General features: G+C 66.2%; 12 protein-coding genes and 2 pseudogenes. 5 read left to right on the top strand and 9 right to left on the bottom strand.

Annotated elements, in window-relative coordinates; translation table 11 throughout:
• Positions 1–38: 38 nt before the first annotated feature.
• Together ACQPXH_RS16950 and ACQPXH_RS16945 are read right to left on the bottom strand one after the other, a co-directional pair.
• Complete coding sequence (locus tag ACQPXH_RS16950) at positions 39–476, bottom strand: DUF4267 domain-containing protein (RefSeq protein ID WP_433597500.1); 438 nt, start codon at positions 474–476, stop codon at positions 39–41.
• Between the two features lie 122 nt (positions 477–598).
• Positions 599–979 (bottom strand): antibiotic biosynthesis monooxygenase family protein, encoded by a 381-nt coding sequence (locus ACQPXH_RS16945; RefSeq protein ID WP_433597499.1) that lies wholly within the window; start codon positions 977–979, stop codon positions 599–601.
• A gap of 78 nt (positions 980–1,057) precedes the next feature.
• Here ACQPXH_RS16945 and ACQPXH_RS16940 point away from each other — a divergent pair, with 78 nt between their 5' ends.
• On the top strand, positions 1,058–1,546 hold the full coding sequence (locus ACQPXH_RS16940; RefSeq protein ID WP_433597498.1) for a MarR family winged helix-turn-helix transcriptional regulator: 489 nt from the start codon (positions 1,058–1,060) through the stop codon (positions 1,544–1,546).
• An 85-nt stretch (positions 1,547–1,631) separates the two neighbouring features.
• On the opposite strand, the pseudogene ACQPXH_RS16935 reads toward ACQPXH_RS16940, so the two are convergent.
• The 4 genes and pseudogenes from ACQPXH_RS16935 to ACQPXH_RS16920 all read right to left on the bottom strand — a co-directional run.
• Positions 1,632–3,525, bottom strand: a pseudogene (locus tag ACQPXH_RS16935) (Tn3 family transposase); the annotation flags it as partial.
• Positions 3,526–3,900: 375 nt separating this feature from the next.
• Positions 3,901–4,809 (bottom strand): UbiA family prenyltransferase, encoded by a 909-nt coding sequence (locus tag ACQPXH_RS16930; protein WP_433597497.1) that lies wholly within the window; start codon positions 4,807–4,809, stop codon positions 3,901–3,903.
• Between the two features lie 2 nt (positions 4,810–4,811).
• Positions 4,812–6,191 (bottom strand): cytochrome P450, encoded by a 1,380-nt coding sequence (locus ACQPXH_RS16925; protein ID WP_433597496.1) that lies wholly within the window; start codon positions 6,189–6,191, stop codon positions 4,812–4,814.
• Positions 6,188–7,240 carry a polyprenyl synthetase family protein gene (locus ACQPXH_RS16920; protein WP_433597495.1) on the bottom strand — a complete coding sequence of 351 codons (1,053 nt, stop codon included), beginning with the start codon at positions 7,238–7,240 and terminating at the stop codon, positions 6,188–6,190. The genes ACQPXH_RS16925 and ACQPXH_RS16920 overlap by 4 nt, the downstream gene beginning before the upstream one ends.
• 74 nt (positions 7,241–7,314) lie before the next feature.
• On the opposite strand from ACQPXH_RS16920, the gene ACQPXH_RS16915 reads away from it, so the two are divergent.
• Positions 7,315–8,439: a TetR/AcrR family transcriptional regulator gene (locus ACQPXH_RS16915; protein WP_433597494.1), complete on the top strand. Its 1,125-nt coding sequence runs from the start codon at positions 7,315–7,317 to the stop codon at positions 8,437–8,439.
• Here the strand turns inward: ACQPXH_RS16915 and ACQPXH_RS16910 are convergent.
• On the bottom strand, positions 8,416–9,534 hold the full coding sequence (locus tag ACQPXH_RS16910) for a TetR/AcrR family transcriptional regulator (RefSeq protein WP_433597493.1): 1,119 nt from the start codon (positions 9,532–9,534) through the stop codon (positions 8,416–8,418). The genes ACQPXH_RS16915 and ACQPXH_RS16910 overlap by 24 nt on opposite strands.
• Positions 9,535–9,933: 399 nt before the next feature.
• Here ACQPXH_RS16910 and ACQPXH_RS16905 point away from each other — a divergent pair.
• Positions 9,934–10,119 (top strand): annotated as a pseudogene (locus tag ACQPXH_RS16905) (hypothetical protein); the annotation flags it as partial.
• Positions 10,120–10,158: 39 nt separating this feature from the next.
• Here the strand turns inward: ACQPXH_RS16905 and ACQPXH_RS16900 are convergent.
• Positions 10,159–10,638, bottom strand: coding sequence for a hypothetical protein (locus ACQPXH_RS16900; protein WP_433597492.1), 480 nt, complete (start codon positions 10,636–10,638; stop codon positions 10,159–10,161).
• A 403-nt stretch (positions 10,639–11,041) separates the two neighbouring features.
• Positions 11,042–11,491, bottom strand: a complete 450-nt coding sequence (locus ACQPXH_RS16895; protein WP_433597491.1) for a MarR family winged helix-turn-helix transcriptional regulator — start codon at positions 11,489–11,491, stop codon at positions 11,042–11,044.
• A 90-nt stretch (positions 11,492–11,581) separates the two neighbouring features.
• Here ACQPXH_RS16895 and ACQPXH_RS16890 point away from each other — a divergent pair, with 90 nt between their 5' ends.
• Together ACQPXH_RS16890 and ACQPXH_RS16885 are read left to right on the top strand one after the other, a co-directional pair.
• Positions 11,582–12,346: a dioxygenase family protein gene (locus ACQPXH_RS16890; protein WP_433597490.1), complete on the top strand. Its 765-nt coding sequence runs from the start codon at positions 11,582–11,584 to the stop codon at positions 12,344–12,346.
• A 25-nt stretch (positions 12,347–12,371) separates the two neighbouring features.
• Positions 12,372–12,908, top strand: a complete 537-nt coding sequence (locus tag ACQPXH_RS16885; protein WP_433597489.1) for a DoxX family protein — start codon at positions 12,372–12,374, stop codon at positions 12,906–12,908.
• The last annotated feature ends 89 nt before the right edge of the window (positions 12,909–12,997 follow it).

Below are 12,997 nucleotides of genomic sequence, written 5' to 3'. Positions count from 1 at the left end.
TCGTGAAATATGGTGCGGTCGTTCGCGGCGGGTAGACCTCAGGCGGGCTGCGCGGTGAGCGCTGGGGCGGCGTCCTTCTGGGACGTCGGGGCCTTGCTGGTCTCGCGGAGGATCAGCAGGCCCGTGGCCGCGATCAGTGCGGAGGTCAGGCCGTGGACGCCGAATGCGGTGGCCGCGGAGCCGTGGTGGACCAGGACGTTGACCATGTCGCCGAACGGGGCGACGGCCGTCGTCAGCAGGACCCAGCCCAGGGCGCGACGCTGGCCCGTCATCAGCAGGATGCCCGAGCCCAGGCCCATCGCGAGTTCGCGGCACCCCTTCACGATGAGGAAGCCGCCGCCGTCGCCGGCGGGCCAGGTCGGCAGGCCGAAGCCCGGCGCCGACGTCGCGGGGGTCAGGATGAAGGACAACGCGAGGTAGAAGGTGAACAGGACAGTGGCGGTGGCCAGGACGGTGTTGACGTTCTTGCGCGACATGGTCGGTCTCCTGTGACACTCGGACGGTGAGCTTTTGTTCGGCAAGGCATCCGGCCCCGCCGAGGGGTGTTGCCCGGCCGGCCGCGCTCTCGTGCGAGCCAGCCGGGCGGTGAATCTTCGAGTTACCGCCCGGCGGTCACCGGGGACATCATGTCGCCGGGTGCCACGTCGATAGCGAGGTGGTAGATCATCGGCCGCGCGGTGAGGTCGAGATCGTTCTGGATCCGCAGGGTCAACTCACGCCATTCCGGGGTGCTCAGGGCGCGGCCCAGGGCGGTGCCGCTGTCCCAGTCCCCGACATTGACGAAGACCGCCTCGGCCGCGTCGCCGGCCGCCTCGAACATCCGGGACCGGCGGAAACCGGACGCGGCCGCCATGTACTGGGCGCTGTCGCGCCAGCGCCGCAGGAACAGGTCCCGCTGCGCCGCGGGAACGGTCATCGTGTTGATCACTGTGACCGGGGCGTCGGTGGCGGGGACGGTGGGGTTGTTAGGAGCTGTCATATTGTCACCTTAAATGACAGTCTTTTTAAATGTCAATCAATCTATGTGGCAGTCATGTTGGGTTGCTAAAGTGGGGTCATGGTGAACCGGCCGCTGGACTCGCGTGGGGTATTCCTGTTGTCGCAGATCGGCCATCACGTGGCATACCGGTTCACCGAGCAGCTCGCGCGATTGGATCTGGATCCGGCCCACTTCGCGGTCCTGGGCCACCTGGCGGCCAGCGATGGCCGCAGCCAGCAGGAACTCGCGGATCTGCTGCGGGTGCACCGCAACGCGATGGTCGGTCTGGTCGACGAGCTCGAGGAACGCGCACTGGTGACCCGGCGCCCGCATCCCGACGACCGGCGCGCACACGCGGTCCACCTCACCGATCACGCCCGAGCGGTGCTCGAGGCGATCCAATCCGAGGCCGACGCACTGGAATCGGAAATCCTCGCACCCCTCGACGGGACCGAGCGAAACCTGCTACTGCCGCTGCTTCATCGCATCGCCGCACACGCGGACCTCCCGGCCGGAATCCACCCTGGCCTGCAACGACGGCGCCGCGCCCGCCGAGAACCACGGTGAACTCACCCCTGCCGAGCGTCCCTCGGGTGCGCGGTTCGAAACGGCCACAAGTTCTCGCTGTCGGGCGGGAGCGTGACCTCAGATATCAGAACAGTGTGTCGCGCATTCGCAGGGGCCGGTAGCCGGTCGGCCCGAGCTGGGCCAACTCGGCATCGATATCGACCTCGATCGCGCCGAAGAAGTTGATGTTCTCGCTGTGCGCCGGAGAGATGTGGGCCAGCACCTCGTCATCGATGCGGCGGCCCTGACGGCGCATCTGGTCCACCGCCAGCCCGAAATACTCTATCGTCCAGGCGATCACGGCGTTCGTGGCCAGGGTCAGACACCATGCCTGTTCGGTCTGGGCTTCCAGGTGGCGGGCGCGGAAGGCCCCTTCGTGGGCGTAGATGAGGCCGCGTTTGAGGGCGTGGATGGATTCGCCCTTGTTGAGCTGGCGGGAGATCTTGCGCCGGTAGTCCGGATCGGTCAGATACCGGCAGGCGTAGATGGTGCGGCGCATCGCGCCGTATTCTTTCAGCGCCGCTGCGAGGGCGTTCTGCCGTCCCGATGCCGATAGCTTGCCGACCAGCAGCGACGCGGTGGCGTGCCCGAACTTCAGCGATCCGGCCAACCGCAGCAGGTCGTCGTAGTGCTCGGCGATCAGGTCCAGATTCAGCTTGCGGGTCAGCAACGGGCCGGTAGGCAACGGTGTTGCCGGTCTTGCGGGCGTCGTCGAGGTAGCCGCGCCACTTGGTCGGCACGAATCCGGTCGGCGCGTCGTCGAACACCTTGCGGCGGCCGGTCGCATTCAGCTCGCGCAGCATGTTCACCGCGATCAGCAGCTCGGTGGCCGCGGTGCCGCCAGCGAACCGGACTGCCGAGAGCACCGCCGGGGTGAACTTCCGCAGATACGAATACGAACTGTCGAGGGCGGCCAGGTGCCCGTGATCACGCGGAAGCCGCGGGCGGGCTTGGGCTTTCGCCGCCCGCAGCCGTTCCCACCCGATGCGCTGGCCGCGGATCAATCCGCCGACGTCCTCGTCGGGGATCTGCGGGTCGATGAGGATGGAGAGGAGGTCGTCCAGCAGCGCTTGCCGGTCTTCCCCGCTCTTGCCGCGCTCGGCGAGTTCCTCCCGCATCCGGTTCTCGGCGGCACTGAACTTCCCCGACAGCGCCTGATCGAACAGCGCCACCACCTCATCGAGCACCTCGGCCGCGGACTGCGCCAACACCGTCAACAAGATCGGATACCGGCGCTCCGGGTCACGCCGCTCCAACGCTTGACCGGTCAGACGGCGACCCAGCGTGGCCAAAAACCGGCGACGCTCCGCAGGCAGCACCGACAAGTCCAGGGTGTCCGCGCCCAAACCGCGGACGAACCCCAGCTTCTCGACCTCGTTGCGCACCGCAGCCGCCGACGCCTCCACCGGGCCGGTCGCGAGCCACCGCAACCGCGACATCCGGATCGAGGCATCGATGACCAGCAAGCCGTCCAACTCCACGCAGCGTTGCGGCGTCAGCTCGTGCGCCAACCGGTCGTAGGTCTCGCGTTGCGCGCGCTCGCGCGCGTGCACAACACGGCGAACGACGGTGTCGGGGCTGGGCCGGATCACCCGCGCCGAGCCCAGATACTCACACCCCAGCCGGAACAGCAACGTCGGTGAATCATGCTCCATCGCCCGTGCCAACAGGAACTCGTCGAGTTCCTTCAACTCCATCGCCCCGGCTGCCCGCCAGCCCAGATACTGCGCCACCAGCCGCAGATGCTCGGTGCGCGTCTGTGCCCGCTTGCCGTATGAACGGATCAGCGACGCATCAACTTTCAACTGCTCGGCCAGCCGCGCCACCACGACCGGTGGCGCCGCGGCCACCTTGTCCGGCACGAATCCCAGCCACGGCAGCGTGCACAACGCCACCGCCAGACCCAGCCGCTCTCCCGGACCGCGCCCACGCCCCGGGGTGATGAACGCGATATCGGCCGGGGTGAGCGTGAAGAACCGGAACAACTCCTCGCGGCTGATGTCCGGAAACTCCCGCAGACGCACCAACTCCTCGTCCGCGAACACCTGCATCGCCACGAAACCCGACCTCCAGCACACCGACCAACCTCATCGGCAGCCAAGCCAAGCACCAAATATGTTGCCGCGCAGCCCGAACCGGAAGCTGGACATCGCCGCTGGTCAAGCCATTGTCGTTGTTTTTCGCACGATCACTACCGGGACCCCGATCAGGGCCAGGCGTGAATCTCGACTTGGGCTGGTTCACAAGACGGGTGATGGTGGGCTTGTGTGTTGACGGAGTCTTGGTCGCCGACCTCGGTAGCCACCGGACTGTTACCCGTCATCGCGTTTTGCGTGGGCGCGTCCTGCCGAGGATCACGTTGCGAAAGCGAGGACCGCGGTGGCCAGAGTCAGGCAGTACCAGTAGGTATAGAGCAGGTAGGTGGTGTGGTCGGCACGGCGATCGCGCCGGCGGAGTACGCGGTAGGCGATGACGAAGGACAGCAGCGCCGCGGCCAGTGCGAGCAGTGCCGCGGGGGCCGGTGCGTCCCGATAGACGACGAAATGCATGGCAACCGGATAGATCACGAATGCCGCCGCAAAGAACCGGCGGCAGGCCGACTCACCGAAAACCACTACGGCGGTGCGTCTTCCGACCGCCACATCACCGTCGATATCGCGTAGATCTTGCAGGGATACCAGCGCACCCAGGGGTATGGCTATCGCCGCGATCCAGGTCCAGGCCGCCGGGGTCAGCGGAGTCACGATTTGCCAGGCGGCCGCGAGTTGGGCGATCGTTCCCGCGACCATGGCGGCATTCTTACCCCACAGTGCGCGGGCACCGCCGAAGTGATTGTGGAAGACCCACGCCACGATCCAGAGCACCGTCCATTCCAGGACCTGCAGCATCGCACCCACTGCGAGGAAGGCGGCAGTGACCCAGACCAGCCGCCACTTGGCGCCCTGCGGGGTGAGGAGTCCGACCACAAGCGGCCGGTGCGGCTTGTTGTGGCGATCCTCCTCGATGCCGGTCAGCTGGTTGGACAGGTTGAACGTGTAGATGTAAAGCCAGAAATAGACGAGACATTCGGCCAACACCAGCGGTAGTGCGGTGACACCTGCATGGGTGCTCGCCCATGCGGCGACCGCGAAGGTCGTCGCGGGTACAACGGTTGCGGTGAGGTCGCCTGCGCTGAACGACCAGCAGATGTGGAACTCACGCAGTAGGCCGCTGGTCAGCACGCCGACCGTGCGGCGCACGACCGATTCGGGGGGTGCGGTCATATCTATCTACCCAGCTCCGATGTGGATGCATTGACGGCCACCGGATCTCGACGCCACACCCGCATACCGAGCTTCGTCGGCGCGGGCAGGTGCGCGAGCGATACGGGCACGGGCCGACTCGATAGCGGATCGATGCGCCAGCGTGCCGCGATCGTCGCCAATGCCAAACTAGCCTCGACCAGTCCGAACTGGTCACCGATGCAGCGTCGCGCACCGGCGCCGAAGGATATGAACAGCGTTCGGTCCGGCTCCGCGCCGATCCACCGATCGGGCACGAATTCGCCTGCCCGCTCATAGATTTCATCGCGCCGATGAATGACGTGCGGACTGACCGCGACGGTCGTGCCCGCCGGAAGTGGGACGCCGTCGAGGGTGGTGTCCGCAGAAACCACCCTCGTGAGCAACCATCCGGCCGGATACAACCGTAGGGTTTCGGTCACCACCCGATTGACGACCGGAAGATTCGCCAAGTCCTGGTAGCGAGCGGTTCGATCGCTCAGCACAGTATCGACCTCCTGCTGAACCTGCCTTCGTAGCTCCGGATTTCGTCCGAGCAGATACAGCGCCCAGGTCAATGTGCTCGCGGTGGTTTCCGCACCGGCGAACAGAAAAGTGAAGACCTGGTTGATCAGTTCCTCGTCGCTCATCGCGACCTGCGCGCCGGTGGAGTCCGGATCGCGGGCACGCATGAGGGAGGACAGCAGATCACCGTGGTCGCGATTGTCGGCCCGCCGCTGTTCGATGAGTTCGGCGGCCACCGCCCGCAGCCGGTTCCGAGCCTGGTAATAGCGCCGGTTGGCCGGTGTGGGCAGTCGATTGACGGCAGGCGGCAACACCATTCGCCGGAATATGCTCCCGGCGATGGTCGCGAAATCGTCGGCGACCTGCTGCACCGAGGTCTCCGGGAACGACGAGGAGAACATTGTCCGAACTGCCACCCGGACAGTGAGTTTCGACATTTCCGCGCCTAGCTGGATTTGCTGTCCGTCCTGCCAGGAGCCGATCACGTCTTCGATCGAGTCGACCATGGCCTCGGAGTATCCGGGCATACGTCCCGGTTGGAAGGCGGGTTGGCTCAGGCGGCGCTGCCGACGGTGCCTGCTGTGCGGGCAGGTTCCGATGCCATCGCCCGCGACCTCGCGGGAGCGATCGTAGAGTGGTCCGCCGCGATCGAAGGTGCGGTCGTCGAGCAGCACCACCCGGGCCAACTGGGGATCGCAGACCACCACGACCGGCAGCGGGCCCAATTGGACTCGGCTGAGGCGGCCGTGGCTGGGGAGTGAGGACAGAAATCCGATCGGGTCGGTGAGAAAACGGATGCCGTGGCCGAGAATCGGGACCGTGTTCGGAGCTAGCGGGATCGACTCGATCGGGTTCTTCATGCGGACCTGCTCGTCATCATCGCGGCGAGTAGTCGAAGATCCTCGGTGGCATCGTCGGCGGATACGCCGGTGAGGCAGTCCAACGCGGCATCGAGCTCCCGGCGGGCTTCCCGTTCCGCCCACTCGCGCGCTCCGGTGAGTTCGATCAGGCAGGCGATCCGGTGCAGCGTTTCGGTATCTCGGCCGACATCTCGATACAACTCGCGCAGCACATCCGCGGTGGGTCCGGTCGAATCCAGTGCGCGCGCGATCGGCGGGGATTTCTTCCGGTTGGCGAGGTCGGGGTACAGCGGCTTACCGGTCACGCTCGGATTGCCCCAGATGCCGAGCATGTCATCGATCAATTGGAATGCGATGCCGAGATGGTGCCCGAATTCGGCCAGCGCTCTGGCTTGTTCCTGGTCGGCGCCACCGGCGATCGCGCCCATTTCGCAGGCGCAGGACAACAGTGCCGCGGTCTTCGACTCGATCATCGCGAGGGATTCGTCGACGGTCTCGCGTTGTTCGGGCTCGATATCCGCGAATTTTTCGTTGCACAGCGCGTCGAGGGCTTTCGACAGCAGCGTGATGCCGGGGCGGCCGACCATCTCGTTGATCGCCATGGCCAGTAACGCATCTCCGGCCAGCTGGGCGCCGCGTTCGCCATAGACCGACCAGGCCGATCGGCGGCTGCGTCGCTGCTCGTCGCCGTCGGTCAGGTCGTCGTGCAGCAATGAGAAATCGTGCACGAGCTCGACCGCGACGGCCTCGGTGACACCCTGCGGTGGCTCCGCGTATGCCACGGCCTTGGCGGATGCGAGTACCAGCGCCGGGAGAATCGATTTGCCGACCTGTTTGCTGGGCCTTCCCGTGGCGTCCAGCCAGCCGGCGTGGTAGCCGACGATCATTCGGATCGGTGGGGCAATGCGGTCCAGGGAGCAGCGGTATGCGGGCTCGACCAGACGCTTGGCCTCGTCGAGCACCGTGGCCGCGGTTCGCGACCCAGATTCGTACCTGGTGATGCCCACTACCCGTCCTTCGATGCCCGCCTCGCTCGTACTCAGTCGCACGTAGCATTGAGATGGTATCAACATTTGGATGGTATGCGCATCTGTAAACGAACAGAACGGTTGGTGGAGAACCGATGAGTCGTCAGAGCAGAGCCGCATTGCAGCAACGCAATCGCGACCGGGTCCTAGCGGCGGCCAAGGCGGAATTCGCCGAACGCGGTTTTCGGGGCGCGACGGTGGATGACATCGCCGAGCGCGCGGATCTCACTCGCGGCGCGGTGTACTCCAACTTCACTGGTAAGCGGGCGTTGTACCTGGCGGTGCTGGCCGCGGAGGCCGAGGGGGCGCCGGAACTGCTGGATGCTCGCCCAGCGCGCACACCGGTAGCGGCGGTCGGCCGATTCGCCCGCACCTGGGTCGACCGGCTGCCCGGTTCGGCAAATCCGGTCGCCGGGGTCTCGCAGCTGCAGTCACCGATGCTGGCGCACGACCTCATTCCCGAACTCGTCGTCGACGAATGTCTACGCGGCTCGTTCGTGCAGCTGATCAAACTGGACGCCATCCTCCTCGGCCTGGCGCTGGCGGGCCTGGACGGCGGTGGTGAGTCCGTGCTGCCCGGCCGTTGGCTCGGTATCGCCGAATCGGTGATCACCCTGCTCTACGGTGCGACCCAATTATCTTTCGTCGCACCGGAATTCGTGGACGGAGCGAAAGTGATCGCCACATGCGAGCAGATGGTGCACCATCGGATCGACGACACCACCCGGGCTATGGCGGACACCGTCGCGGTGACCGGCGTCGACGAACCGTGGACGCCACCACCGTGCCGCGACCTGGTCCACACGGTGGCTGCGGATCTCTCGGGCGCGAACGTGGTTGCCGTACTCGGGATGAACAAGCTCGGTGCCGTCGCGGATATCCTGCGTGACCAGCCCAGGGGAGGTCGCACCACGGTCGCGATGGCCACCGCGGACGGGACGGAGGTGGCACAGCTGGCTCGACTCGCGGTCAGCGACATCAGCCGGTCGCTGCGCGCCGCATTTCCGTGCCCCGCGGTTCCCGGCATGCAGGTGGTTCTCGACGAATCCGGCAAACTCGCACGGTCGTGCGGCGTCGATACCGTCGATGACGACACCGAGAGTGCGGTCGTCGTCGACGGCGAACGGGTGGTGGCGCGGGCGACGGGCGCGGGTGCCTGTCAGGCGCTGGCGAAAACGCTCGGCACCCTGGAAGACTTACGCTCGGTCCGGAGCCGATGAACTGGCGTATTCGGTTGCCGCGGCCTTGCCCGCGCCCCGCCCCTCGGCCCGCGCCGTGATGCGGCCGTTCTCGACGAGCACCGCGAACTCGGAATTGTCGTCGACCCGGTCGAATCCGCATGCGGTCGCTAGTGTTCCGGCATCATCGACGACCACCTGTAGCCGAGGTAGCGCCGCGATCGGAAACGCATAGCGCAATGACCGGCAGATATCCGCGATCGCCAGCCGCGCCAACGGTGCGAGTTCAGCGGGGCGATCGCTCAGCAGTGCCAGCGTGATATCGGTGTGCTCGGGCCAGATCGACAGCGCCGCTTCGATGGTGGCGATCCGGTGCATGCCGACGACGGCGATCAGGCCGTCGCCGTCCAGCCGGGCCGAGTCGGCGCGTACGCGATCGATGCAGCTCGGCGGCTCCCAAGGCTCGTCGACCCGAGTGACGCGCGCGTCGGTCGGGGACGGCGGGCTCGGCGTTTTCACGCCGCCGAGTAGTGCGACCTGTTCGCACAGCGCGATGGCCCGTGCCGGATCGGTGAATTCGGGCGCGACGTAGGACAGCTGGGTCGTCCCGTACAGGATCGTCAGCACGGATTCGGCGCTGGCGATGAAACTTTCCAGCGGCGCGGACGTCGGCTGGCTGATTGCCCGCAGCGATACGGCCAGCAGCAGCGCGTCGAGCGCGAGCAGCTGTGCGAACGGTCGCCGGATCTGTTCGCTCATCAGGACGTCGGGTACGAAATCGACGCTGAGCGCGGGGGAGGTGAATTGCTCGTCCTCGCCGTATTCGTACTGGCTCGACTGCGGCAGTTGTTCGAGCCAGGTGCTGGCGAACGCGCCGAGCGCGGCGGCCGGTGTGGTTGCCTTCGCGCCGCATGGGGGCGCGGTAGCCTGTTCGGCTTCGTGTGCGAGCACCGAGAGATACAGCGCCCGCTTGCCCGGAAAATTGGAGTAGACCGCACCCCGGGTCATATCCGCGCGCTCGGCGATGCCGTCGACCGTCGCGCCGCGGAATCCGCGCTGCGCGAACTCGGACTTGGCCGCGGCCAACACCTTTCTGCGGGTGGCGTCCTGCTGCTGTGCCCTCGTCAGACGAACCATCGGTCCCTTCGCTGTTCCCTTGCTTCCTGCGGCGCCGCGCAGCGTAACGGTTCGATATTCGCGCGCGGCGCTACGAATGGCCGAGATGTAGCTGTTGGCGCGGCGATCGTGCCCTGTTCGGCGTTGTCACGCACATTCGGATGCGTCTATCATCCAAATGGTAACAACATCTCGACTGTCGATGTCCTCGCGCGTCAGTTGCCGCCGTCTGACCGCGGAGGGGATGGTCAGACGGCCTCGGGCACACTGCGCCGAGTCGATTGCGGTTCGCGCCGCATTTGTGGTGGATACCAGGTGGTTCGGCGGCGACTGACGAGATCACCCCAATTCTGGCCGAGCGGTTCCGCGATCCCGGTTTACGTTCGGGCCGAACAGCGCCGATTGCTGATCGGAGGTGCGAAGTACATCGCGCTCGGCATGGTCACCGCGCTGTTCATCGATGCCACCGTGCTGCGCATGCTGCTGGTTCCCGCGACCATGAAGCTGCTCGGTGACGAGTGCTGGTGGGCTCCGGCTTGGCTGCGCCGCATCCAGCGGAAAGTCGTTGTCCGCGAACCAGTTACCGACAGCGCAGATGCGATGCCGACGACCCGTCGATCGGGCCCGACCTCCATCTGACGCGTATCAGCTCGCCAGATCGGCGACATGCCGCTTACGGCCGGACTCGGCGGCCCGGACTGCGGCGGCGATCGCGACCACCGGCGGAACCCAGCGGGCCTCACTCGGCGAAATCCCCCAGCAGGCCGAACCGGCCGACAGACGGGTCGGCGGGAGCGGGATGCTCGCGCCGTCGGTGTGTACGGTGACGCCCATATCGCGCAGTGTGCCGATCGCCATGGCCGCCTTGGCCGCGCCGACGACGAGGTGGATCTCGCGGCGCTGCGGACCTGGGATTTCGATCACCGGACCGGACAAGTTGTTGGCCCGGAGGTACCGACGCACAGTGGCGGCCAGTGCCCCCGTGAGTTCGATGGCCGAAATCTGCGCGTCGGTGATCAGACAGACACCATTGGTCGTTTCCGCGACCGTCCAACCACGCCGGCGGCAGTCCTGCACCGTATCCGATGTGGCCTCGGTGACGGAACTCGGAAACGTTGTCGGCACTGTCTTCTCCGTTCTCGGCTCAAATCTGCGACCATCAGCGTCACATCCGTACCTGGGCATCAAATCTGTTCGGGCTTAGAGTTTCCCAACAGATTTCTTACGGCCCTGATTGTGCGGCGTTCCCAATCCCGGTGACATCACTCCGAAGTCGCGGCCGCTGTCGTCCTTTGGTCGTACCCGCATGCCGAGTCATTCGAGCAAGCCACGGATTTGCCTGCGCAGTCCCGCGCTTCCGCCTGACAGAAGTGCGATCAGCGATATCACAGCAGCCTCGGATGCGTCCGCCGTCGGCGCCACGTCACTGCCCCGGAACGACGCTGCCGCCGCCCATGCTCCAGGGCGCCGGACGTCTCGAACGCTGATGCGGCACCAGGAGATCGCGCGTCGTCCCGGCCGGTGCCGGTCAGTCGAGTCGGCGCGCAACCTCGCCGAGGCCGGTGGCCATGGCCTCCTGCTGTTCAGGGGTCAGCACATCGATGAGGACACGGCGCACCGTTTCCACGTGACCGGGGGCGACCTGCTCGAGTCGGTCGCGGCCGGCTGCGGTGAGGTTGGCGACGACGCCGCGGACATCGGTGGGGCACGCTGTACGGCGTACCAGACCGGCCTTCTCCATTTGGGTGACCTGGTAGTTCAGACCGCTTTTCGAGGCGTACAGTGCATCGGCCAATTCGGTCATGCGCAGTTGGCCCTCGGGTGCCGCGGCGAGGCGGACCAGGACCTCGTACTGGGTGTGCGAGAGCCCGTCGTGTTTGAGGTGCTGTTCGACCTGTCGGCCGACGAGCGCCCCCGCTGCCAGGAAGCCCTGCCAAGTGCGCATCTCCCGCTCGTTCAGCCATTTCGCGTCAGCCACGAGTGCCATCCTACCGGGGTTGTTCAAATTTGAACAATAGGCTACAGTCGGTTCGCGTTCAAATTTGAACAAGTTGGATGGAGGACGGTGATGGCCGGACAGATGCCGGTGCTCTACCTCTCGCACGGCGCCCCGCCGCTGGCCGATCACCCGCGGTGGCCCGGCGAGCTGGCCGCATGGTCGCGCGAATTACCGCTTCCCGCAGCGATTTTGATGGTGTCCGCGCACTGGGAGGCCGCGCCGATCGCGCTCGGCGCCACCAGGACGGTGCCGCTGGTCTATGACTTCGGCGGCTTTCCGGAGCGCTACTACCACGTGCAATATGCCGCACCGGGCGCGCCGGAACTGGCGGTCGAGGTGCGCAAGCTGCTCGGCGGCGGTGTCGTCGATGTGCCGGATCGTGGGCTGGACCACGGGGCCTATGTGCCGCTGAAGGAGATGTATCCCGACGCCGATGTGCCGGTGTTGCAGCTGTCCATGCCGACGCTGGACCCGCAGCGCCTGATGGAATTGGGCCGTCGGCTCGCGCCGCTGCGCGACGAGGGCGTGCTGATCGTCGGCAGCGGCTTCTTCACCCACAACCTGCGCGCCACCACCGCTGATGACGAGCACGTCTACGACTTCACCGCCGAATTCGACGACTGGGGCCGCGAAACCCTCGCCGCCCACGATCTCGACGCCCTGCTCGACTTCGAAAACAAGGCCCCCGCAGCACATCTCGCGCATCCGCGCACCGACCATTTCGCACCGCTGTTCGTCGCCCTCGGTGCGGGCGCCGACGATTTCACCAACCAGCGCACCGTCATCGACGGCTTCTGGCTGGGCATGGCCCGGCGCTCCATCCAGCTCGGCTGATCCACCCCACATCGAAAGGCATCCCATGGCCGCGACCATCACCGCCCCCGCCGCGAACACCGAAACCGCAACGCCCACACACACTTACGATCTCGGTCTACTCGTCCTGCGGTTGGCCGTCGGACTCACCATGGCCGCACACGGCGCGCAGAAACTGTTCGGCTGGTTCAACGGTGGCGGCCTCGATGGCACCGGCGCATTCTTCACGATGAGCGGCTACCCGTCGGGCAAGGCGATGGCCGTGGTCGCCGGCCTGAGTGAAACCCTCGGCGGACTCGCCCTTGCCGTCGGCCTGCTCACCCCGCTCGCCGCCGCCGCACTGGTCGGAACCCTGCTCAATGCGATCGCCGTCAAATGGGGCGGTGGCTTCTTCGCCCCGAAGGGCATCGAATACGAACTGCTGCTCACCCTGGCCGCCGCCTCGCTCGCCCTCACCGGTCCGGGTCGCTACGCCGTCGACCTTATGATTCCGGCTCTGCGCAACCACCGCCTCGTCTTCGGCATTGCCGCCATCGTGCTGGCCCTGGTAGTTGCGGGCGCGGTCCTGATCGTCCGTAACTGACGGGATCAATCGAGGTAGACCCCCGGCAGAGTGTCGGGCGCTGGATGTCACAGTCGCGTGAATGTTCATCCGCGACTGTGACGTCCAGG

Source organism: Nocardia sp. CA-135953 (genome assembly GCF_050955735.1).
Taxonomy (GTDB): Bacteria; Actinomycetota; Actinomycetes; order Mycobacteriales; family Mycobacteriaceae; genus Nocardia.
Note: the sequence above shows the minus strand (reverse complement) of the source record. Positions and strands in the feature narration are given on the sequence as shown.